This window comes from Nocardia sp. XZ_19_369 (assembly GCF_015355715.1).
Taxonomy (GTDB): Bacteria; Actinomycetota; Actinomycetes; order Mycobacteriales; family Mycobacteriaceae; genus Nocardia.
In genome coordinates, this window is the sequence record NZ_JACVED010000007.1 from 167,383 (window position 1) to 189,851 (window position 22,469).

The following is a 22,469-nucleotide window of genomic DNA, read 5'->3' on the forward strand; positions in this document are numbered from 1 at the left end:
CAGCGCCGCTTCGTGTTTCGGTTCAGACCTACCTCAGCGACCGGCGTCCTGGTACGCCTTCGCTGCGGCGTCCAGCTCGTCCAGCGCCTTGCCCAATTCCTGGAAGTTGCCTGAGCGCATGGCATTTCGCAAGGCGTCGATCTTCCGGTTCAGCTCAGCGGCTGCGGCGTCCTTCGCGGGCGACGAGCCGGGTGGCGGGGTGACACTGCCCGGCGGCGGGGTGGGTGTGCCACCGGTGTTCGGCGGCGGTGTGGTGCCTTCCGCGGGTGGCGGCACGGTACCGGGGCGCGGCCTAGTACCGGAATCGCCACCGAACGGAGTGGCCAGCGCACCACTGCCGGGCAGCACCTGGTTCAACGCCTCAGCCAAAGTCGAGGCGTAGCCCACCTTTACGCTTCCCGCGTCATCCCGGTAACTCACCAGGACGCGCAGCAACTGCGGGAAGGTCGCGGTGTTCGCTCCGGTGTTGCGTTCGTTGTAGAACGGCTCCACATAGAGGATTCCGCCGTCGGCAATCGGCAAGGTCAGCAAATTGCCGTATTTGATCTTGTTCGAGTTGGACAGCAGCGTCTTCTCCCGGGAGACTTCCGGCGCTGTCGTCATTCGGTTCTGGGTCTGCTGCGGGCCGAGGGTCTGCGTATCGGTCGGCAATCGCAAGATCGTGAATTTGCCGTACTCGTCGGGATCCGACCGCACCGAGATATACGCCGACAGGAACTGCCGGTTGTAGCCGACCATCGCACTGGTCAGGTTGAAGACCGGCTTGTTCCCGCCCTTCGGGTCACCCAGCAGCACGTAGTAGGGCGGCTGGTTGGCCGGTGCCCCACCCTCGATCGTCGGATCGGCCGCCACCGACCAGAAGGCGTTGTTGGTGAAGAACTCTCGCGGATCGTCGACGTGGTACTTCGTCAACATCTCGCGCTGCACCTTGAACAGATCCTCCGGATACCGGAAGTGCGCGCGCAACTCCGGAGTGATCTCGCTTTCCGGCTTGACCGCCCCGGGGAACACGCCGCGCCAGGCCTTCAGCACGGGATCTTTCGAGTCCACCTCGTACAGGTTCACCGTGCCGTCGTAGGCGTCGACGGTGGCCTTCACCGAGTTACGGATGTAGCTGACCTCCTTGCGCGGAATCAGCCTGCCGGTCTTCTTGTCGATGCTGTCCTCGATGCCGTCCAGCGAGGTCTTCTGCGCGTACGGGTAGTTGTCGAGGGTGGTGTAGGCGTCGACGATCCACTGGATCCGGCCGTCGACGACCGCCGGATAGGCGTTGCCGTCGGTGGTCAGCCACGGGGCCACCTTCTGCACCCGGTCGCGCGGGTCGCGATTGAAGATGATCTTGGAGTTGTCGCCGATGGCCGAGGAGAACAGAATGTTGCGCTCGGCGTACTTGGCGGCGAAGGCGAGCCGGTTGAACCAGTTGCCGATCGGCACGCCACCCTTACCGTCGTAGGTGAACTGCGCGGTGTCGGAATCGTATTCACGGGGCCGCTGGCCTTCCGTATTGCCGACGATCGAGTAGTCCGGGGTGGCCTGCGAAATCACCTCGCCGAAATAGATGCGCGGCTGGTCCACCTTGATCCGCTGCTTGTCCTTCGGCGTGAACAGGTCGCTGACCATGAAGATCGGGTAGCCACTGTCGCTGCTGCCGCCTGCCGCGTTCGGATCGTCGGACTGCGGCTTGTTGACCCGGTTCGCCGGCGCGGCGACGAAACCGTTGCCGTGGGTGTAGACGGTGTGCTGGTTGATCCAGTCCTTCTGGTTACCGCTCAACGCGGCGGGCGAGAGCTCGCGCGCGGCGACGATGTAGTCCTGCACATCGCCGTCGAGGTTGTAGCGGTCGATGTCCAGCGACTCGGGGAAGCCGTAGAAGTTCTTCAGCTGGCGCAGCTGAGTGAAGGTGGGCGACAGGATGTTCGGATCGAGCAGCCGGGCATTGCCGATGGTCGCGGCATCGACCGGCACATCCAGCGGGTTCTTCTTGCTCTCGCCCTTGTAATCCTGATAGTTGATCTTGTCGTCGGTGATGCCGAACGCCTGCCTGGTCGCGGCGATATTGCGTTGGATGTATTCGCTTTCCTTGTCCGCGGCGTTCGGACGCACCGAGAACTGCTCGACCACCAGCGGCCACACCGCGCCGACCAGGATCGAGGACAGCACGAGCAGCGCGGCCGCCATCGCGGGCACCCGCAGATCGCGCAGCACAATGCCTGCGAAGAAGGCGAGCGCGCAGATCACCGCGATGGAAAGCAGGATCAGTTTGGCGGGCAGCACCGCGTTGATGTCGGTGAAGGAACCACCGGTGAAGGTGGGCTCCTTACGACTGCTCATCAACAGCTCATAGCGATCGAACCAGTACGCGATCGCCTTGAGCAGCACGAAAAGCCCGGCCAGTACGGCCAATTGGATGCGCGCGGCGCGGGTCAGCGTGCCCTCGCGACCACTCAGCCGCAGCCCGCCGAAGATGTAGTGCGTCACCAAGCTGGCGAAGAACGCGATGACCACCGCGACGAACAACCAGTTCAGCACCATTCGATACAGCGGCAGCTCGAAGGCGTAGAAACTGACGTCGAGATGGAACTGCGGGTCCTCCTCGCCGAACTTGCTGCTGTTCAGGAACAGCTGCACGGTGACCCAATTCGACTGCGCCACCAGGCCGGACAGCAATCCGAGCAGCACCGGGATGCCGACACCGAACAACCGCAGCCTGCTCATCACCGTGGTGCGGTAGCGCGCGATCGGATCGTTCGGCCCGGCCACCGGCACGAACACCGGCCGGGAGCGATAGGCCATCAGCAACGCCAGCCAGACGATCACGCCGACGAAGATCGCCACGCCGACGAACAACAGGATCCGGGTCACCAAGACCGTGAGATACACCTCGCGGAAACCGACTTCGCCGAACCACAACCAATTGGTATAGGTGTCGGTCAGCCGTGGACCGAGTAGCAGCAACGCCGCTAAGGCAATGGCCGCCAGCAGCAGCACGCGGCTGCGTCGGGAAAGCGAAGGTAAGCCGGTGGGGGGCCGCATGCCCACGATGCCACTCTCCAAGGTCCGGCGGCACTCGCGCCGATACAGCAGGCCGAGACGCCGCAGTCCGATAGTGCGGGGTGGTCCTTACGGACCGTCGGGGCCCACTCTACGGAATCGGACACTGATCCCATGCTCTGCCCGCGATTCGACGCTCGAAAATCCGCTCCTGGCGCAAATTCGAGCGCCGAACTCGGGTTTGTGAATAGCCTGTCTGGTCGATTTGATTGGATGTCCCCCGTGACTCCCGCAGATCTGCACGCCGAATTGGTACTCGCCCGCGCCGTCCGGGAGGTGGCCGATTTCGTCGACGCCGAAGGGTGGGGAAGACCGCCGCAGATGTTCGCGCTGGTACCCACCGCCGACCTGATCGCGGCGCAGCCGGAGCTGCTCGAGGAGGTCGATGAGGCGGCGGAGCTCACTCCTGTTGCGCAGGAGTCGTATCCGGACGAGGTGACCGGCGGCTCGGTGGCGCTGGACGAGTACCTCGCGACCACCAGCTGGCCGCCCGCCGTCCAGGGTTGTGTGCTGGTGCAGGAAATCGTGGTGCTGCCGCCCGACGCCGAGTCCTCCCTGGACGAGGCGCTGGTGCCGCTGCTCGCCGACCACGAGGCGGCCGACGCCGCCGCCCGGGCCGCGGCCGAGTCGCATCCGGAGCGGCGCGAGGCCCGCCTGTTCGCCGCGGTGCTGCGCGAGGGCGCGTCGCTGAGCCTGCTGCAGTTGCGCCCCGAGGAGGACGCCGACGACTTCGGCGATCTGGACCTGCGCACCTACCCGAACCTGGCGCCCAACCTCATCGACGCGCTGCACGCCACCCTGGAGTGGGCCGGCGACTGACCGGCTCAGCCGCAGCTGACGGGTTCCTTGCCCGCGTTGATGTCGTTGAGCGATTGCACGGCGCCGGTGAGGTTTTCGACCTTGACCAGGCGCAGCCCCTCGGGGGTCCGCTGCTTGGCCTCGTTGCAGTTCGCGGCGGGCACCATGAAGGTCTCCGCGCCCGCATCGCGCGCGGCCATCATCTTGTACTGGATGCCGCCGATCGGGCCGACCTTGCCCTCCTGATCGATGGTGCCGGTGCCCGCGACGAACTTGCCGCCGTCGAGCTCGCCGGGGGTGAGCTTGTCGATCAGCGCGAGGCTGAACATCAGCCCGGCCGACGGTCCGCCGATGTCGGCGAGGTTGAAGAACACCTGCAAAGGCGGGCGCGCGCCCTCGCCCGGTGTCACGCCGAGGTAGCCCTTGTCCTTGTCGTCGGGTCGCGCGCCGAGGGTCACCTGCAGGGTCTGCTCGGCGTTCTCGCGGCGCACCTGCACGGTCAGCTGCGCGCCCGGCGGCTGCTCCGACACGGCCGTCACCACGTCCTTCGGCGCGGCGATCGGCGCGCCGTTGATGCTGATGATCTCGTCACCGGCTTTGAGCACGTCCTTGGCCGGGCCGTCCTCGGCCACCTTGCGCAGCAGCACCACCGTCGGCATGTTCAGGTAGTGCAGCGCCGCGACCTCGGCATTGCCCTCGGAATCCTTGAAGTCCTGCTGGTTGGACTTGTCGATCTCGTCTCGCGACACCCCTGGCGGGTAGACCTCGGCGCGCGGCACCAGCCCGTGCTTGCCGCTCACCCAGAAGCCGAACGCCTCGAAGATGCTCAACCCGTCGCGCACCGACACGGTGGTCATATTGAGGTGACCCGTCGTCGGGTCCACCTCGGTGCCGCGGACGTCCACCACCTCTTTGCCTTCGACCTTGCCGAGGGTGTTGAAAGTGGGACCGGGGCCGAGTGCGACGAACGGCACAGTGAGCACGCTGCCGAGGGCGCCGAGCACGAGCACCGGGATCAGGGCGGCCACCAGGGTGAGGATCCGACGATTCACCTGGACCACAGTAGTGATGGCCGCCGTCGAAGGACGCCGGAGGCGGACATTCGATGCTCCCGCGCGTCCCCGGTTTCGCGCCGCGCGAACATCAAGTGCCTGCACTACACGCGTAATGTTGGCCGTATGAGTGACGTCCCCTTCGGATTTTCGGACCGCGACGACGACGACCGCAAGCGCGGTGACGAGCCGGGCGGTCCCGAGTCGAACAATCCGTTCGGAGTGGGTGGACCCGGCGGCGGTTTCGATCCGTCACAGCTCGGTCAGATGTTGACCTCGCTCGGCCAGATGCTCAGCGGCATGGGTCAGCCCGGTTCGGCGCAGGCCGGCCCGGTGAATTACGACGTCGCCAAGCGACTCGCCCGGCAACAGCTCGGGTCGAGCGTGACCCCCGTGTCGGCGAGCACCGCGAGTGCCATCGCCGATGCCGCGCACCTCGCCGAGCTCTGGCTCGACGGCGCGACCACCCTGCCCGCAGGCGCGACCAAGACCGTCGCCTGGACCGCCAATGACTGGATCGAGGAGACGCTGTCCACCTGGCAGCGGCTGTGCGACCCGGTGGCGCAGCAGATCTCGGGCATGTGGACCGCGTCCCTGCCCGAGGAAGCCAAGGAGTTCGCGGCGCCGATGGTGGGCATGCTCGGCCAGATGGGCGGCCTCGCCTTCGGCTCGCAGCTCGGCCAGGCGCTCGGCCAGCTCGCCAAGGAAGTGCTGACCTCCACCGACATCGGCCTGCCGCTCGGCCCCACCGGCACCGCAGCGCTGCTGCCCGCCGCGATCTCGGACTTCAGCGCGGGCCTGGAACAGCCGGAGAGCGAGATCATGGTGTTCCTCGCCGCGCGGGAAGCGGCGCACCAGCGGCTGTTCGGTCACGTGCCGTGGCTGCGCCAGCAGGTGCTCGCCGCGGTCGAGGACTACGCGCGCGGCATCCGGATGGACTTCTCCGCGCTGGAGGAAGCCGCCCAGGGCATCGACCCGATGGCGCTGACCGATCCCGGCAAGCTCGAGGAAATCCTGTCGCAGGGCGCGTTCGAGCCGCAGACGACGCCGGAGCAGAAGCAGGCGCTGGAGCGGCTGGAGACCCTGCTCGCGTTGATCGAGGGCTGGGTGGAGGTCGTGGTCACCGACGCGGTCGGCGATCGGCTGCCCGGCGCGGGTGCGCTGGCCGAGACCCTGCGGCGGCGCCGCGCCACCGGTGGACCCGCCGAGCAGACCTTCGCGACCCTGGTCGGGCTGGAACTGCGGCCGCGCAAACTGCGCGAGGCCGCCGCGCTGTGGCGCAGGCTCACCACCGACGCGAGCGTGGAGAAGCGCGACGGCGTCTGGGCCCATCCGGACCTGCTGCCCGACTCCAACGACCTGGACTCCCCCGCCGGCTTCATCGATTCGGTGATCGGCGGCGGCACCACCGCGTTCGACGATCCGCTGGCACAGCTGGCGGAGACCGAGGCGCGGGAAAAAGCCGAGCGGGACAAGACCGACGCGGCCGATCCGGGTGCGGACGACGACCAGCCCGGTCCGGACCTGGGCAAGGACAGCGGCCCGTCCGCCTGAGTGTCCTGTTGATAGCCACGAATCCCTGTGCATAACTACGGGATTCGTGGCTGATCGGCGCCTGTGAGGTCCGCATACTGCCGGACATGACCTCACTGTGTCGTGGCCCGCTGCTGCCCCCGCAGATCGCCGTGCTGGTGCGTCCGTCCGGCGTCGTACAGCTCGGCTGGCATCCTGAGACCGCCCTGCTGCTCGACCCAGCCGGGCTCGACGCCGACACCGTGCTCGCCTTCCTGCGCCTGCTGGACGGGACGCAGACGCGGCCCCAAATCGTCTGGCGCGCCGGGGAATGCGGCATCGAACCGGACCACGCGATGGCGCTGCTCGACGTGCTGGACGGGGCCGGACTGCTCGAGCATCCCGAGGACCGCGGCGGGCGGATCAGGTCGGTGCGGGTACACGGGCTCGGCCCGATGTCCGACGCGATCACCACGGGACTGCGCAAACTCGGTGTGCGGCCGAGCCGTTCGCGCGACTACCGGCCGCACGTCGCCCCGGTGTCCGGCTGGCAGACCGACCTGGTGGTGCTGGCCGACGTACTGGTCACCGACCCGCGACTCACCGAGGATCTCGTGCAACATCGGATCGCCCATCTGCCGGTACGGATCCGCGACGGTCGCGGCGTGATCGGCCCGCTGGTGCTGCCCGGCGCGACCAGTTGCCTGCGCTGTGCCGATCTGCTGCGCGCCGACTACGACGCGGACTGGCCGCACCTGGCCGCGCAGTTGCTGGGCCGGGTCGGTCACGCCTCGCCGGCCAAGATCGCGGCCACCGCGGCCCTCGCGGTCAGCGAGGTGGAGGCCGTCCTGGCCCTGTCGACCCGCCGGGCACCGGCCACCTTGGACGCGACACTCGAGGTCGACCTGGACGCGTACCTGCTGGATCGGCGGCAGTGGCCGCGGCACCAGGACTGCGGCTGCCGCCGAATTCCGGCCGGGCTCACCGCGTGTCGAGATCGACCGAATACCTCGGCCGAGGCGGAGCACGAGTGATCGGGGTCACTGCCGTCAGCGGTGTCTATTGCAAGATTGCCGTGGCTAAGAAGTACTTCCTTCCGCCATGATGGGTACGTGTCTGAGATCGTGCGCCGTCGCTCGTCCCGTAACGCCAAGTTGGCCAAGATTCCGCTCGGCATCGCCGGGCGGGCCGCCGTGGGGTTCGGTAAGAAGCTGGCCGGTGGCGACAAGTCCGAGATCAACGCTCAGCTGAACCAGAAGGCCGCTGAGCAGCTGTTCACCGTGCTCGGTGAGCTCAAGGGCGGCGCGATGAAGTTCGGCCAGGCCCTCAGCGTGATGGAAGCCGCGGTGCCCGAGGAGTTCGGCGAGCACTACCGCGAGGCCCTCACCAAGCTGCAGGCCGCCGCGCCGCCGATGCCCGCCGAGACCGTGCACCGGGTGCTCGATCAGCAGCTGGGCACCCAGTGGCGGCAGCGGTTCCAGGAATTCGACGACAGCCCCGCCGCGTCGGCCAGCATCGGCCAGGTGCACAAGGCGGTCTGGTCGGACGGGCGCACCGTCGCGGTGAAGGTGCAGTACCCCGGCGCCGACGAGGCGTTGCGCGCCGACCTCAAGACGTTGAACCGGATGACCGGACTGCTCGCCTCGGTCATCCCCGGCGCCGATGTGAAGCCGATCCTGGCCGAGATCACCGAGCGCACCGAGGAAGAGCTCGACTACCGCAACGAGGCGGCCAATCAACGCGCCTTCGCCAAGGGTTTCGACGGGCACCAGGAGATCGTGGTGCCCAAGGTGGTGGCCAGCGCGCCGAAGGTGATCGTCACCGAATGGCTGGACGGCACCGCCGTCTCCTCGATCATCCAGGCCGGTGCCGCGGACCCCGAGGGCACCCGTGAGCTGCGTAACCGGGTCGCGACCCTGATGGGCCGGTTCCACTTCTCCTCCCCCGAAACCGTCGGCCTGCTGCACGCCGACCCGCACCCCGGCAACTTCATGATGCTCGCCGACGGCAAGCTCGCGGTCATCGACTTCGGCGCCTGCGCACCGCTGCCGAACGGCTTTCCCCCCGTTCTCGGCCAGATGCTCGCGCTCTCGGTCGAGGAGCGCTTCGAGGAACTCACCGAGCTCATGTACGACAACGGCTGGGTCATCCCCGGCCGCACCGTCACCCATCAAGAGATCGCCGACTACCTGCGCCCGTTCACCGACCCGATCAAGTCGGACTCGTTCCACTTCACCCGCAAGTGGATGCAGCGGGTCGCGGGCAAGGCCTCCGACATCTCCAGCCAGGAGATGAAAACCGCACGCGCCCTGCAACTTCCGGCGGAATACGTGATGATCTTCCGGGTGCTCGGCGGCTCCGTCGGCATCCTCGCCCAGCTCGACGCCGAACTGCCGTTCATGGAACTGGTCCGCACCTGGATGCCGGGCTTCCGCGAGGAGCGCACGGTCAGCTGAACCGGTGACCCGGCCCGCGACGCGAATTGCGGGATGCGGGGCCGCCGGTCGATTAACCTCATCCTCGGCTCGGATCGTCTCCGTCGACGAAGGGTGATGACCATGTCGCGCACCGGTCGGATAGTCGGTGTCTCGATCGGCGCGGCGGCGGCGCTGGGGGTGTCGATGGCACCGGTCGGTGCCGAACCCGCCGCCGAAGCGCAGTCGGTGGTCTCGCTGTCGGTGGGGCCGGGAGTATCGACCGAGGTGGGTAGCAAACGCGTCGTCAGCCTCATCTGTGCGCCGAAGATCGGCGGCACCCACCCGAAGGCCGAGCAGGCCTGTGCGAATTTGGCGGCGGCCGACGGCAATATCCGGGCACTCGCCGACTTCACCGTGCCGCCGCTGTGCTCCCAGGATTTCGTTCCGGTGGTCGCCGCCATCGACGGTGTCTGGCGCGGCGAGCCGATCTCCGACCACGGCTTCTTCTCGAACGAGTGCGTCTTGCATGCCACCACAGTCTCGGTGTTCGACTTTTAGACCGCTGGGAAGTATTCGGATCAGCGTGATGTAAACACGCGGCTTCAGTACCGCACTCCTGCCACTGTGCGATGGGATCGAGAGAGGTTTTTCGGCAGGTGCGGTACGGAAGCGACGACCAGGCGCGGTGGCCTGGACTCGGCAACGTCGTGCACGACCGCAGGCGTGCGGCGCGGCTGACGCTGGCACAACTGGCGGCGAAGACCGAATTGTCGCAATCATTTCTGAGTCAATTGGAGAACGGGCGCACCAACACGAGCCTGCGCTCGCTGCAACGCATCGCCGACGCGCTCAGTACCACCGCGACGGAACTGCTGGCGGCGGCCGACAGCACGCCCGGCTCGGTGATCGTGCGCGCGGGCGAGGGCAGCCTCGATCAAACCGATTGGGACAACGACGGATCGGTGCGCTCGCTGGTGCACGGTGCCAGGGAACTGCGGGCGCTCGAGTTCACCGGCGGAACCAGGCGGGGCGAGCGCGAATTCACCCACGGCAACGACGAATTGATCTATGTGGTCTCCGGGACGATCACGGTCGCCGCCAGTGGCGAAGAGGTGATCCTGTCCACCGGAGACTCCTATTACTGCCCGTCGGGCGTGCGCCACCGCTGGTGGGCGCACGCCGACGACACCAGAACACTACTGCTCGCCGTTGCCGACGGGCTGACGGTCCGCCGGGCACCCCACGGGCCACGGCGAACCGGACTTCCAAAACCCCGGTAGCACAACGCAAACGAGCCGCCCACCGGGCAACGGTGAGCGGTTCGTCTGCTTTCTCGTTCGTTGGCTCGGCCCGTGTCAGGACCAACCGAATCGAGCACATCGACCGGAGGGAGGGAAGCTACTCCCGGATTCATGCCGGGACCGCGATCTTGCGCGGACGGCCGCGCGGGCGCTTGCGTTCGATGACGACTCCCTGTTCGAAGATTTCGCCACCCCAGACACCCCACGGCTCACGCCGATCCATGGCTGCGGTCAAGCAGCCCTTCCGGATGGGGCAACTGGCGCATAGCGCCTTGGCCTGCTCCAACTGGTTAGGGCTCTCGGCGAACCAGAGATCGGGATCTCCGGCACGGCAAGGCAGAACCTTGTTGACCTCCCTGGCCCGGGTGATGGGGGCCACGGTTCGGCATGTCACGTCAGTAGTGGCCTCTGGCCATTCCTGGGCGGTGAACACGTCGTTCTCCTTCAGCTCGTTGCAGCGGTTCGTTGTGTTGTCCGCGAAACCGGTGCCGGCTGGCTGAAGGGCCGAAAAAGATTGGCCACGGTTTCGCTTCGTGCGATCCGTGGCCAGGAGGTCTGGGAGGGAGATTCCCTACCTAGGTATTCGACATCTCTGCCGAGTCCTGATCACGATCGCTTGGTTTGCGGGGCGGAGGCGTGCTGCCTGCAGATCCGCCGGCTCATAACCGGCGTCTGCTGCGATGACGACAACGTTGTCTGCCGTCGTGGTGACGACAGACGGGTGCCAGCTACCCGCGTTGGGCTTGTCCTGCATGACGGTGCAACCGTGGGCATACATGGGCGCGAGTTGCGCCTGCGTGCCGAACGCACCGATTTCGGACAGACCGATCCCCTGCAAGGCGAGGATCCCCCGGGAGGCCGACATGGGTGTGTTCACCGCAACGTCACTGCCGCTGAAGTAATTGCTGTTCACGTCTGCCTCCCTCCATAACTCGTTGTGTCTGATGACTGTGCGCGCCGGGATGACCTCCCGGTGCGTAGAACCCACCATAGGCAAGTTCGCCAAACGGTACAACCTATTTTCTACCTGCGGTTTTGGGGTCTTGCGCGCAGCCGTGAAGCGATGATCGCGAGCACGTCGGCGCCGTACTGTTCGAGCTTCTTCGCGCCGATCCCGGCGATCGCGGTGAGCGCGGTGTCGTCACCTGGGAGTTGTTCGGCGATGGCGGTCAGCGTGGTGTCGGTGAACACCACGAACTCGGGCACCTGCAAGGCCTGCGCCTTCTCCGCGCGCCACTCCTGCAGTGCCACCAGCAGCTCGGCGTCGAGCTCCGCCGGACAACGGCGACAGCGGCCGAGCATAGTCGCATAGGTGCCGATGAGTGGCTTCGCACACACTCGGCAGGTGGGACGAATGCCCTTCGCGGTCTCCGAGACCGGCGCCGCGATCCGGGAAGCCGGGGAATCGTCGGGCACGAGGCCGTTGAGGAACCGGGACCGGCGCCGGGTGCGCCGCTTGCCCTCGCCGCGGGCCAGCGCCCAGGACAGCTGCAGATGTACGCGCGCCCTGGTCACGCCGACATAGAGCAGCCGCCGTTCCTCTTCCAGTTTCGCCTCGTCGCCGACCGAGCCGTCGTCGGCGAGCACGTGCGCGATCGGCAGGGTGCCGTCGGCGACCCCGACCAGGAAGACCGCGTCCCACTCCAGCCCCTTGGCGGCATGCAGCGAGGCGAGCGTGACGCCCTGCACGGTCGGTGGGTGCCGCGCCTCGGTCCGGGCGGCCAGCTCACGCAGCAGGCCGGGCAGGTCGAGTTTTTCGTCGTGCTCGACCAGTTCCTCGGTCAGCGTGACCAGCGCGACGAGCGAGGCCCATTTCTCCCTGGCCTGGACACCGGCCGGTTCGGCCGTGGTCAGGCCGAGCGGGGCCAGCACCGCGCGCACCAGGGTGACCAGCGCGGCGCCGCTGCGCGCCTCGCCGGGCAGGTCGTCGCGCGAGGCGGCTTGGCGCAACGCCGAAACGGCCTGCCTGACTTCGGCACGCGAGAAGAAGCCTTCACCGCCGCGCACCTGGTAGGGGATGCCGCGTTCGGTGAGCGCCTGCTCATAGCTCTCGGACTGGGCGTTGATCCGGTAGAGCACGGCGATCTCGGCGGCGGGCGTGCCCGCATCGATCAGCCGCTTGATCGACTTGGCCACCGCGGCGGCCTCGGCGGGGCCGTCCTCGAACTCGGCGAAGACCGGCTCGGGTCCGTCCGGGCGCTGGCCGATCAGTTGCAGCCGGGTGCCGGCGATGCGGCCGCGGGCCACACCGATCACCCGGTTCGCCAGCGACACCACCTGCGGGGTCGAGCGGTAGTCGCGTTCCAGGCGGACCACGGTGGCGTCGGGGAAGCGGCGGGAGAAGTCGAGCAGGTAGCCGGGGGTCGCGCCGGTGAACGAGTAGATGGTCTGGTTCGCGTCGCCGACCACGGTCAGGTCGTCGCGGTCGCCGAGCCAGGCGTCGAGCACCCGCTGCTGCAACGGGGTGACGTCCTGGTATTCGTCGACGACGAAACTGCGATAGCGGCCGCGGAATTCGTCGGCCACCGCCGGATAGTCCTCCAGCGCCGCCGCGGTGTGCAACAGCAGATCGTCGAAGTCGAGCAGCAGGCCGTCCGGTGTGGCCTTGAGCTTCTCGTAGCCCGCGTACACCTCGGCCACTCGCAGCGCATCGTAGGGCGTCTCGCGGTGGTTCTTGGCCACCGCCGCCGGATAGTCCTCGGGGGCGATGAGCGAGGCCTTCGCCCACTCGATCTCGCTCAGCAGGTCACGCACGCTGTCGGTGGCCGAGGAGAGCCCCGCCCGGTTCGCCGCCTGCGCGACGATCGGGAACTTGCCGTCGATCAGCCGCCACGGCACGTCGCCGACGATCTGCGGCCAGAAGTATTTGAGCTGGCGCAGCGCGGCCGCGTGGAAGGTGCGCGCCTGCACCTGGTTCGCGTCACCACCCAGGCCGAGGGCACGCAACCTGCTGCGCAGCTCCCCCGCCGCCCGTGCGGTGAAGGTCACCGCCAGCACCTGATCGGCCTTCACATGTCCTGCGGAAACCAGGTGCGCGATGCGATGGGTGATGGTCCTGGTCTTGCCGGTGCCCGCCCCCGCGAGTACACACACCGGACCCCGTGGCGCGCGCACGGCGGCGGCCTGTTCAGGGTCGAGCGAGTCCAGCTCGCGGCCGGTCGGTCGGTGTGTACTGGTTGACGACACGGCACCCATCATGACAGTGACCGCCGACAACTCACGCGGCCCGCGCAATACGCTCGCCTCGTGGCACACGACACGCCGTCAACGGACGCACAACCGACCGACCGGCATGCGACCTGGATGGAACTGTTCTTCGACCTGGTCGCGGTCGCCGGGATCGGCCAGCTCACCCACCTGCTGCACCGCGGCCCCTCGCTCGGCGACTTCGGCCTGTATCTGCTGCTCTACCTGGCCTTCTGGACGGCCTGGGCATGCATGATGCTGTACGGCAACATCGCGCGCGACCACACCAGGATCCGGCTGATGCTGGCGGCGATGCTCGGCCTCGGCGTGATGGCTAGTGCGGTCGCGGGGATCCCGGACCGGCATGCGACCACATTCGCGGCGGTCTACGTGCTCGTGCGCATGGTCGCCGCGCAGGTCTGGGGCCGCGGCACGCTGGTGGTCGACTGGCCGATCGCGCAACTGTCCGTCGGTGTGTTGCCGTGGATCGTCTCACTGTGGGTGCCCGAGCCGGGGAAGTACGGCCTCTGGGCGCTTGGCCTCGCGCTGGATCTGTGGCTGATGTTCGCGATGACCGGCGAGCGGATGCTGGCGGGTGCGCAGGAGGCGATCGATCGCAGGCTGAGCAACTCGCGCCGGTTCCGGAATGTCGAGCCGCCGAAAATCAAGGCGCTGCATGCCGATTCGGTGCATCTCGGCGAACGCCTCGGGCTGTACGTGATCATCGTGCTCGGTGAGGGTGTCATCGCGGTGATCGCCGCGGTGGGCGGCGTGCGGTGGCACGCACCGGTGCTCGCCCTCGGCTTCGGCGCGTTCGTGGTCCTGGCGAGCCTGTGGGCGCTGACCCTGATGTACGGCTTCGTGCCACGCCTGATGACCGGCGGCGACCCGGACGGCTCCATACCGAGGCAGTACGCGATGGCGATGCACTGCTGGATCACCGCCGCGATCGCCACCATCACCGCGGGTCTCGGGCTGGCCGTCGAGCACGCGGACGGGCACGTGTCCACCGGCATCGGCTGGTCGCTCGGTGGCGGCGCGGCCGCGTACTTCGTGATCACCGGACTCGGCGGCGCGCGCAGCGGGGCGGGGTGGCGCTGGATGCTGACCTGGCCGCTGCCGTGTGCGGTGCTCGCGGTGCTGCTCGGTGCGTTCGGTCCGCACCTCGGAGCGCTCGGACTGGTGTACGGCGTGGTGGCGCTTTTCCTGTGGGCGGTGCTGTGCCAGACGTACGCCGCTGGGCAGTGGGGCGTCGGATCCGATCGCCGCGGGCGATGGCGACGGCCGAACCACGGTCTCGGGATCGACGAGGTGCTATAGCCGCCGGTCGCGCAGTCGCCGCAGATCGACGCCGAATTGCCCGGTCCGCGGCCCGAGCGGACCGAAGAACTCGCGGTCACAGGCTTGCACCGCGACCACCGCCCGGTTCGCCAGTGCCGCACCGGCTTCGGTGAGCACCAGCGACTTCGCCCGCCGATCACTCGGATGATCGCGCCGCTCGACCAGGCCCTTCTGCTCGAGTACGCGCAGCACCTGGGAGGTCATCATCGGGTCGGTGGCGGCCTGCGCGGCGAGGTCACGCTGCATGACCGGATCGCCGGCGACCGCGAGGTAGGTGAGCGAGGCGAGCAGCACGAACTGCACGTGGGTGAGCTCGAAGGGCGCCAGCGCCGCGCGCTGGGCGGCCTGCCAGCGGTTGGTCACCTGCCAGAGCAGCAGGCCCGGACCTTCGTCGGCGTGTTCGAATTCGCTGCGTAGCCCATTGTTTCGCATCGGCCTGCCTCACTCGCCTGACATCGCTGCCGCGATCACCGCATGGTCGTGTTCGGTGAGTTGTATCAGGCCGCGGCGCACTATCATTCCCCAGTTCGGGGTGCTCTTCAGCGCCAGTTCGCTCCGCAAGTCGTCGATCGGGATCTGCTTGGTCCCGGCCCGGTAGCTGACCGAACGGCGCCACGGCTGGCAGCAGCTGCCGCCTGGCAGGCCGAGTCGGCCTGTGGTGGTCGATGGTGCCGATCGCGGTCAACGCGTGGATCGGCGACCACGCGGAACACCATCGGCCCTGGCAGCGTTGCATCCTTCGTGACTGACGCAACCCCCGACCTGACGATGTACTCGACCACCTGGTGCGGCTACTGCCGCAGGCTGAAGAAGCAGCTGGACGAGTCCGGTATCAGCTACATCGAGATCGATATCGAACAAGATCCGGCGTCCGCCGAGTTCGTCGGCAGCGTCAACGGCGGCAACCATGTGGTGCCAACAGTGAAGTTCGCGGATGGCTCGACGGCGACCAATCCGTCGCTGGTGGACGTCAAGAAGGCGCTCGCCGCACTAGCCTGATCAGCCCGCCGTGCCGACTCGGCATGCAATAGTCCTGCTGAACACCCGCATCCGCGCGGGCCGTCGCCGGCCCGCCGCGGTCCTTTCGCGCGCGCCGAACTCAGTCGAGCGCGGCCCAGGATTCCATGATGGTGCGGGCGATGGAGATCGAACCCGGCAGCAACAACCGTGCGCCCGAACCCTGCGCCGACCAGTCGCCCGCCGCCAGCGCCGCGCGCACCTCGTCCCGGGTGAACCAGTGCGCCTCGGCGATCTCCCCGTCGGAGAAGACCAGCGGCTGCGCCGGATCGCCGACCGCGGCGAAGCCGAGCATCAGCGAGCGCGGGAACGGCCACGGCTGGCTACCCAGGTAGTGGATGTCGCGGACATCGACGCCGACCTCCTCCTTCACCTCCCGCTCGACGCACCGCTCCAGCGACTCCCCCGCCTCGACGAACCCGGCGAGCAGCGAGAACAGCGTCTCCGGCCAGCTGTGCTGGCGCGCGAGCAGCACCCGGTCGGCGCCGTCGTGAATCAGGCAGATCACCGCGGGATCGATCCGCGGGAACTCCTCGTAACCGCTCTCGGTGACCCGCGACCAGCCACCCTTGCTCGAGGTGGTGGCGGTGCCGTCGGCGCTGTTGAATCCGGCCTTGTCATGCCAGTTCAGCAGGGCGACGGCAGTGGAGAGCACCCCGGCGGTGAGATCGTCGACCGTGTTCGACATGCCGCGCAGGTCGGTCAGCGAGCCGGTCAGTTCCCGATCACGCACCGCCCACAGGTGCACACCGTCGATACCGAGGAACACCGCGTCGGGGCTCGGCTCGGGCGACAGGTCGATGGCCTTGTCGAGGACGAGCGCGCCGTTCTCGAATCTGACCTGGCCGCGCGCGTTCACCCGCAGCAGCTTGGCGTCGCGCCAGCCTTCCAGTAGGGCCTGCGCGTCGGCCCGAGTCTCCTCGGCGCGATCGAGCACGGAACGGGACAGCAAGGGCACACCATTGAGCTGAAAGACCGGCACCCCTCGAGACTATCGCGCCGAACGCCAGGTACCCGTGGCGCGGCCTTACTTGGCCGTGCGGCGGATGTAGAGCAGCTTGTCGCTGCCCTCGAGCGAGTCCACTTCCGGCTCGCCGACCCGGACCAGCACGCCCGCGCGCACCACGCCGAGCACGATGTCGCTCAGATGCCGTGGGGAGCCGCCGATCTCCGAGGGATCGACATCGCGCTCGGCGATCGCGAACCCCTCCTCCGGGGTGAGCAGGTCCTCCATCATCTCGACCACCGAGGGCGTCGTCGTGGCGACACCGAGCAGCCGGCCCGCCGTCTCCGAGGAGACCACCACCGAGTCGGCGCCGGACTGCCGGACCAGGTGGGTGTTCTCCGCCTCGCGGATCGCGACCACGATCTTGGCGCTCTTGGTGAGCTCACGGGCGGTGAGGGTGACCAGCACCGCGGTGTCGTCGCGGTTGGTCGCGACCACCACCGAGGACGCGTTCTGCACGCCGGCCAGCCGCTGCACGTCGGACTGGGTCGCCGAGCCGTGCACCGTCACCAGGCCCGCGTTCGCGGCGGCCTCCAGCGCGATCACATCGGTGTCGACCACCACGATGTCGGCGGGCTGCACGTTGTCGCCGAGCATCGCGTCGATCGCGGTCCGTCCCTTCGTGCCGTATCCGACGACCACGGTGTGATTGCGCACGCTGTGCCTCCATCGCTGAATCTTGAAAGCCTGCCGGGACCGTTCCGTCAGCACGCCCAGGGTGGTACCGACGAGAACAATGAGGAACAGCACACGCAGCGGCGTGATGATGATGATGTTGGCCAGTCGCGCCTGTGGCGTGATCGGCGCGATATCGCCGTAACCGGTGGTCGACAGCGACACCGTGGCGTAATAAAACGCGTCGAGAAACGACAGCGGATCGCCGGAATTGTCGCGGTACCCGTTCCTGCCGATGAACACCACCAGGGCCGCGGTGAACAGCAGCCCGATCGCGAACAACACGCGGCGGGTCAGCGAAATCCACGGGCTGGTCTGCACTTCCGGGATGCGCAGCACGCCGACCAACGCGAAATGCGGGCGATTCGACAGCCCGAGCGTGCGCGCTCGATCACCGAACAGCGGACTCACCCGCCCTGGTATTCAACGAGTCGGCGGTACCCGGCTCTGCTTGTCCCTCCAGCACAGCACGGGAGCCTACCTGTTTCCCGGGATACCACCCGGTCTCGACGCGAACACCCGCGGAATGCGAAGGTGCCTCATGGCAGAAAACGCTCACGTACCTACCCGCGCCGCCGGTCGTCGCCCCGCACTGGCCATCGCCGCCCTGCTGTTCCCCATGGGCATCCTGCATTTCGTCGCGCCCAAATTCTTCGACGGGATCGTGCCCCGCGCGCTGCCCGGCGAGGCGCGCAACTACACCTATGCCTCTGGCGTCGCCGAGATCGGCGTCGCCGCTGCGCTGGCGATCCCGCGGACCCGCGGCCTCGGCGGGCGGCTGGCCGCGCTGCTGTTCATCGCGGTGCTGCCCGCGAACGTGCAGATGGCCGTCGACACCCTCGGCAACAAGAAGGCCTCGCAGCTGATGAAGATCGGCACGGTGCTGCGGCTGCCGTTGCAGGTTCCGCTGATCATCCAGGCGTTGAAGGTGAGCCGGTCGGCGCGGAATTCCTGATCAGCTCGGCCAGTTCGTCCGGTCCGGCCAGCGCCGTCGGTGCGATGGTGCGGCCGGTGCGCACGTAATGGAAAGCGGCACTGATGCGTTCGAGCATCTCCTGCTCGGGCCTGCCCTCCCTGGACGCCATCAGCCTGGCCCAGGCCAACCGGTAGACGGCCAGTTGCATGGCGACCGCGGGCTCCTCGGCGGGGGTCGGCTCGGCGCCGGTCTTCCAGTCGACCACGATCCAGCCGCCGCCCGGCTCGGCGAACACCGCGTCCATCCGGCCGCGAATCACGGTGCCCGCGAGTGACGTTTCGAACGGGACCTCCACGTCGATCGGGCTGCGGTTGGCCCACGAGGAGTTCAGGAACGCGTCCTGCATCGCGGTCAGCTCGTCGTCGACGCCCGCGTCGGCGGCGGTGCTGTCGGCCGCACCGGGGAGTTCGTCCAAGCCGAGCAGCCGGGTCGAGCCGAACCAGCGCTGCACCCAGGCGTGGAACGCGGTGCCGCGGCGGGCCAGCGGGCTCGGCGGGAACGGGAGCGGACGGCGCAGGCGCGCTGCGAGTTTCGCCGGGTCGGCGCGCATCTCCACCAGCGCGGTCGCGGCGATCTGGCCGGGGAGTTCGACCTCTTCGGCGGCGGCCTGCTCGGACTCGAACTCGGCGAGTAGGGCGTCGACGTCGGCGGCCCAGCCGTCGGGGTCGTCGGGGTCGGGGGCGGGGGTGATCGGGTCCAGGGGTTGGTCTGCCGCGAATTGTGCGGTGGCGAAGGCGATGTCCTCGTCGGAGAGGGGCTCGTCCATGGGGTCGGGTGGGATATTGCTGAGGTGCCGGGGTTCGGTGGGGTGGGTGTCCATGGGGTCCGGCGGTAGATTGTCGGTGTCCGGTGGCAGGGCGTCCATGGGGTCCGGTGGCAAGGCATCGAGGTCGTCCGGCGGCTCGAACGGGTACGGGTCGCTGAATCCTGCTCTGGTCGCCGTAGTTTCGCCGAAACGACCACCAACGGCGTTGCCCGATTCGAGGACTTCGCCAGTTTCGGCGGCAGCGTCCGTTTCTTCGACCACGCCCGGTTGGGGGACAGCGGCCGCTTCCACGACAGTGCCCGGTTCGAGATCAGCATCCGCGGCTACGACGGTGCCCGGTTGTCCGGCTTCGATGTTCTTTTCGCGGGCCGTTGCTCGGGGCGCGGGCGGCTTGGCGCGGAGTTCGGCCAGGGCGGCGCGGACGAGGACGGCACCCTGCTCGATGGGATCGCGGCGGTCGCCGAGGGGGTCGCGCGGCCATTCGGCGGTGGCCGGGTTGTCGGTGAACGGGTTCACCGCGTCGGGTGCCGGTGGGTCGTCCCAGCGGGCGACGTCGACGACGCCGTTGGCGGGGCTGTCGGCGGACTCGCTGGCGTGTTTCAGTTCGAGCAGGAAGTCGGAGGGGCCCTTCGGGGTGGTGCCGGTCTCGGCCCAGTGGTGCGACGAAACGAGCAGCACGCGTTCGGTTCTGGTGAGGGCGACATAGAAGAGGCGGCGCTCTTCGTCGATGCGGCGGCGCTCCAGTGCTTCTTTGTGGGACTTGATGGCGCGTTCCAGGTCGGCGCGGTCGTAGAGGTCGGCCAGGTCCAGCACGGGCACACCTTCGGCCGCGTCGTCCTGTTGCCGATCGCCACGCAGCTTGGTCGGGAGTTCGGCCAGGGCACCCAGCCAGGTACCCGACGCGGTCCCCGACGGGAACACGCCGCGCACCACGTGCGGCACCGCGACGATCTCCCATTCGAGGCCCTTCGCCGCGTGCACGGTCAACACCTGGACCCGGTCCTTGGCGACCTCGACTTCGCCTGGCTCCAAGCCGTTCTCGACCGACTCGGCGGCGGCGAGGAAGGACAGCAAGCCGCTCAGCGACGCACCGGAATCGGCCGCGTACCCGGCGACCACTTCGGCGAAGGCGTCGAGATGCTCACGCCCCGCGCCGGTGCCCGACATGGCCCTGCGGGCTTGGGTCTCCACGCCGACGCCGATGGTGCGCTCCACGTCGGCGACCAGCTCGGTCAGCAATTGGCCGCTGCGTTCGCGCAGTGCGGCGAGTTCTCTGCTCAAGGCCTCGATCCGGACGAAACCCGACTCCGAATACTGTTCGCGCGGACCGGGATCGGCGATCGCGTCGGCCAGGCCCGCCTGCTCGGCAGGTTCCGGCGCCACCTCGCGCAAGGCCTCGGCCAGCGTGTTGCCGTCGGTGATGTCCGGCGCGTCACCACTGTTGAAGCGGCTGATCGAGAGCATGCGCGCGCGCCGGGCCAGTGCCGCGATATCGGCGACACCGATGCGCCAGCGGGCACCGGTCAAGACCCGCATCGCCGCGCTACCCGAGCCCGGTTCGGCGATCAGGCGCAGCGTGGCGACGATATCGGCGACCTCGGGGGTGGCGAGCAGACCGCCGAGCCCGACGATCTCCACCGGTAAACCCTGGGCGCGCAGCGCTTCCGCGAGCGGCGACGCATCGGCGTTGCGGCGCACCAGCACCGCCGAGGTGGGCGGCGGCTCCCCCGCGTCGCGACGGGCCGCCCACTCCTCGGCGATTCGTATGGCCAGCCACTCGCGTTCCTCGGCAACGGTCTCGGTCAACGCCAGCGCCACCACGCCCTGTCCCGCATCGGGTTTTGCACGCAAGGCGTCGACCGTCACGCCGCCGCCCTCGATGGCTTTGCGGCGCAAGGGGTCCGCTACCAAGTTCGCCAGTGCCAGTGCCTCGGGCGGATTGCGCCAACTGGTCAGCAGCGGCAGTGTCGGCGCGGGAACGCCGGGGGCACTGGGGAAGTCGGTGGCGAAGCGCGGCAGGTTCGCGGCGGAGGCGCCGCGCCAGCCGTAGATCGATTGCATCGGGTCGCCGACGGCGGTGACCGCCAGTCGTTGTCCGTCGCGCGACGAGGGCTCCCGCGCATCGGCATTCGAGGACTTGGCAGCGCCGCGTTGCTTGCCCGGCCGCGACTCCTCACTCGCCGGCCGTCCGGTGTGCCGCGGCTCCCGTGCACTCTTCGGCTGCTCAGCGCGCGCGGTGGGATCGGCCTCGGGCGCGCCACCGAACAAGGCGGCCAGCAGAACTCGTTGGGCGTGGCCGGTGTCCTGGTATTCGTCGAGCAGGACGAGGCGGAAGCGGGCGCGTTCGGCGGTGGCGACCTCGGGGTGTTCGGCGGCAAGGCGGGCGGCCAAGGACATCTGCGCGCCGAAATCCAGTGCGCCGCGGCGACGTAACGCGTCGGCCAGTTGCTGCACCAGCGGGAGCAGGGCGATGCGTTCGCGCTGGACCTGCAGGATGCTCAACAGGGCTTGGCTCGGCCCACCACGCTGGCGTGGGCCGGGCGGGAGGGTGTGCACCAGCTTCTCGAGGTCGGTGTGCGCCTCGGCCAATTGTTCCGGCTCGACCAGGTGCTCGGCCAGCTGCCCGGACAGCGCGAGGATCGCCTCGGTGACCGAGACGGGGGTGCGGTCGGTGTCCAGGTCGCCGTCCCAGGTGCGCACCACCTGGTGTGCCAGCTGCCAGAGCTGGGTCTGGGTGAGCAGCGTTGCCGACGGCTCCACCGGCAGCAGCAGGCCGTGTTCGGTGAGCAGCCTGCCCGCGTACGAGTGGTAGGTGCTGATCTCCGGCTCGGCGCCGGACAGCTGCGCCCGCAACTGCCCGGACGGGTCGAGGTCGCGCAGCAGCGGCGCACCGGCCAGCCGGGCCAGCCGGGTCCGGATGCGAGCGGTCAACTGCTGCGCGGCTTTTCGGGTGAACGTCAGGCCGAGTACTTCATCGGGCAGCACGAGGCGGTTGGCCACCATCCACACCACGCGGGCGGCCATCGTCTCGGTCTTGCCCGCCCCGGCCCCCGCGACGACCAAGGTCGGGCCCGGTGGGGCGGCGATCACCGCCGCCTGTTCGTCGGTCGGCGGCGGCAGGCCGAGTGCGTCGGCCAGCTGATGGGGGGTTACTCGGCCGCCGGTCACGGCTGCGCCTCGGTGGTGCCGCACGCCGAGGTGCCGGGCGGCACGGGTCCGCCGGGTCGCGCCCGACGGGGGCCGGTGGCACGGCGACGAGGCCCGATGCTCGAGTGCGCCACGGCGTCGATCGCCCGCTCCGGTATGACGGAGCAGCACAGACACTCGACTCCGCAGATCGGCAGCGGTACGCGGCGGGGCTTGTCGTTCAC

Annotated in this window: 19 protein-coding genes; 9 read left to right on the forward strand and 10 right to left on the reverse strand. The window is 68.5% G+C overall.

Annotation, left to right across the window (positions count from 1 at the left end):
* Positions 1 to 33: 33 nt before the first annotated feature.
* On the reverse strand, positions 34 to 3,039 hold the full coding sequence (locus IBX18_RS25990; RefSeq protein WP_194836154.1) for a UPF0182 family protein: 3,006 nt from the start codon (positions 3,037 to 3,039) through the stop codon (positions 34 to 36).
* Positions 3,040 to 3,264: 225 nt separating this feature from the next.
* Between IBX18_RS25990 and IBX18_RS25995 the strand changes: the two genes are divergently transcribed.
* Positions 3,265 to 3,870, forward strand: a complete 606-nt coding sequence (locus tag IBX18_RS25995; protein WP_107658922.1) for a PPA1309 family protein — start codon at positions 3,265 to 3,267, stop codon at positions 3,868 to 3,870.
* A gap of 5 nt (positions 3,871 to 3,875) precedes the next feature.
* Here the strand turns inward: IBX18_RS25995 and IBX18_RS26000 are convergent, their stop codons facing one another.
* Complete coding sequence (locus IBX18_RS26000) at positions 3,876 to 4,901, reverse strand: PDZ domain-containing protein (protein ID WP_194836155.1); 1,026 nt, start codon at positions 4,899 to 4,901, stop codon at positions 3,876 to 3,878.
* Between the two features lie 126 nt (positions 4,902 to 5,027).
* On the opposite strand from IBX18_RS26000, the gene IBX18_RS26005 reads away from it, so the two are divergent.
* The 5 genes from IBX18_RS26005 to IBX18_RS26025 all read left to right on the forward strand — a co-directional run bounded on the left by IBX18_RS26005 (position 5,028) and on the right by IBX18_RS26025 (position 10,110).
* On the forward strand, positions 5,028 to 6,455 hold the full coding sequence (locus tag IBX18_RS26005) for a zinc-dependent metalloprotease (RefSeq protein WP_194836156.1): 1,428 nt from the start codon (positions 5,028 to 5,030) through the stop codon (positions 6,453 to 6,455).
* Positions 6,456 to 6,541: 86 nt separating this feature from the next.
* Positions 6,542 to 7,447: a hypothetical protein gene (locus tag IBX18_RS26010; RefSeq protein ID WP_194836157.1), complete on the forward strand. Its 906-nt coding sequence runs from the start codon at positions 6,542 to 6,544 to the stop codon at positions 7,445 to 7,447.
* Positions 7,448 to 7,525: 78 nt separating this feature from the next.
* Positions 7,526 to 8,869, forward strand: a complete 1,344-nt coding sequence (locus IBX18_RS26015) for an AarF/ABC1/UbiB kinase family protein (RefSeq protein WP_194836158.1) — start codon at positions 7,526 to 7,528, stop codon at positions 8,867 to 8,869.
* 102 nt (positions 8,870 to 8,971) lie between these two features.
* Positions 8,972 to 9,388, forward strand: coding sequence for an SSI family serine proteinase inhibitor (locus IBX18_RS26020; protein WP_194836159.1), 417 nt, complete (start codon positions 8,972 to 8,974; stop codon positions 9,386 to 9,388).
* Between the two features lie 98 nt (positions 9,389 to 9,486).
* Complete coding sequence (locus IBX18_RS26025) at positions 9,487 to 10,110, forward strand: helix-turn-helix domain-containing protein (protein ID WP_306796416.1); 624 nt, start codon at positions 9,487 to 9,489, stop codon at positions 10,108 to 10,110.
* A 130-nt stretch (positions 10,111 to 10,240) separates the two neighbouring features.
* Here the strand turns inward: IBX18_RS26025 and IBX18_RS26030 are convergent, their stop codons facing one another.
* From IBX18_RS26030 to IBX18_RS26040, 3 genes are all read right to left on the reverse strand, one after another.
* Positions 10,241 to 10,564, reverse strand: coding sequence for a WhiB family transcriptional regulator (locus IBX18_RS26030; protein WP_373889229.1), 324 nt, complete (start codon positions 10,562 to 10,564; stop codon positions 10,241 to 10,243).
* Between the two features lie 138 nt (positions 10,565 to 10,702).
* Positions 10,703 to 11,044, reverse strand: coding sequence for a hypothetical protein (locus tag IBX18_RS26035; RefSeq protein ID WP_194836161.1), 342 nt, complete (start codon positions 11,042 to 11,044; stop codon positions 10,703 to 10,705).
* Positions 11,045 to 11,154: 110 nt separating this feature from the next.
* Complete coding sequence (locus IBX18_RS26040) at positions 11,155 to 13,329, reverse strand: ATP-dependent DNA helicase UvrD2 (RefSeq protein WP_373889230.1); 2,175 nt, start codon at positions 13,327 to 13,329, stop codon at positions 11,155 to 11,157.
* A 48-nt stretch (positions 13,330 to 13,377) separates the two neighbouring features.
* Between IBX18_RS26040 and IBX18_RS26045 the strand changes: the two genes are divergently transcribed.
* Positions 13,378 to 14,637 carry a low temperature requirement protein A gene (locus IBX18_RS26045; protein WP_194836162.1) on the forward strand — a complete coding sequence of 420 codons (1,260 nt, stop codon included), beginning with the start codon at positions 13,378 to 13,380 and terminating at the stop codon, positions 14,635 to 14,637.
* Here IBX18_RS26045 and IBX18_RS26050 read toward each other — a convergent pair.
* The gene (locus tag IBX18_RS26050) at positions 14,632 to 15,090 is read right to left on the reverse strand and encodes a MarR family winged helix-turn-helix transcriptional regulator (protein WP_194836163.1); all 459 of its coding nucleotides are present in this window, start codon (positions 15,088 to 15,090) and stop codon (positions 14,632 to 14,634) included. The genes IBX18_RS26045 and IBX18_RS26050 overlap by 6 nt on opposite strands.
* 336 nt (positions 15,091 to 15,426) lie before the next feature.
* Here IBX18_RS26050 and IBX18_RS26055 point away from each other — a divergent pair, with 336 nt between their 5' ends.
* On the forward strand, positions 15,427 to 15,657 hold the full coding sequence (locus IBX18_RS26055; RefSeq protein ID WP_107660865.1) for a mycoredoxin: 231 nt from the start codon (positions 15,427 to 15,429) through the stop codon (positions 15,655 to 15,657).
* A gap of 100 nt (positions 15,658 to 15,757) precedes the next feature.
* Here IBX18_RS26055 and nudC read toward each other — a convergent pair whose 3' ends face one another.
* Positions 15,758 to 16,657 carry an NAD(+) diphosphatase gene (gene nudC, locus IBX18_RS26060; protein WP_194836164.1) on the reverse strand — a complete coding sequence of 300 codons (900 nt, stop codon included), beginning with the start codon at positions 16,655 to 16,657 and terminating at the stop codon, positions 15,758 to 15,760.
* A 45-nt stretch (positions 16,658 to 16,702) separates the two neighbouring features.
* Positions 16,703 to 17,758 (reverse strand): TrkA family potassium uptake protein, encoded by a 1,056-nt coding sequence (locus IBX18_RS26065; protein WP_194836494.1) that lies wholly within the window; start codon positions 17,756 to 17,758, stop codon positions 16,703 to 16,705.
* 139 nt (positions 17,759 to 17,897) lie between these two features.
* On the opposite strand from IBX18_RS26065, the gene IBX18_RS26070 reads away from it, so the two are divergent.
* Positions 17,898 to 18,311 (forward strand): hypothetical protein, encoded by a 414-nt coding sequence (locus IBX18_RS26070; protein WP_194836165.1) that lies wholly within the window; start codon positions 17,898 to 17,900, stop codon positions 18,309 to 18,311.
* Here IBX18_RS26070 and IBX18_RS26080 read toward each other — a convergent pair.
* On the reverse strand, positions 18,268 to 22,266 hold the full coding sequence (locus tag IBX18_RS26080) for a UvrD-helicase domain-containing protein (RefSeq protein WP_306796417.1): 3,999 nt from the start codon (positions 22,264 to 22,266) through the stop codon (positions 18,268 to 18,270). The two genes, IBX18_RS26070 and IBX18_RS26080, sit on opposite strands and share 44 nt — an antisense overlap.
* On the reverse strand, positions 22,263 to 22,469 hold the full coding sequence (locus tag IBX18_RS26085) for a hypothetical protein (RefSeq protein ID WP_194836166.1): 207 nt from the start codon (positions 22,467 to 22,469) through the stop codon (positions 22,263 to 22,265). Before IBX18_RS26085 ends, IBX18_RS26080 begins: the two co-directional genes overlap by 4 nt.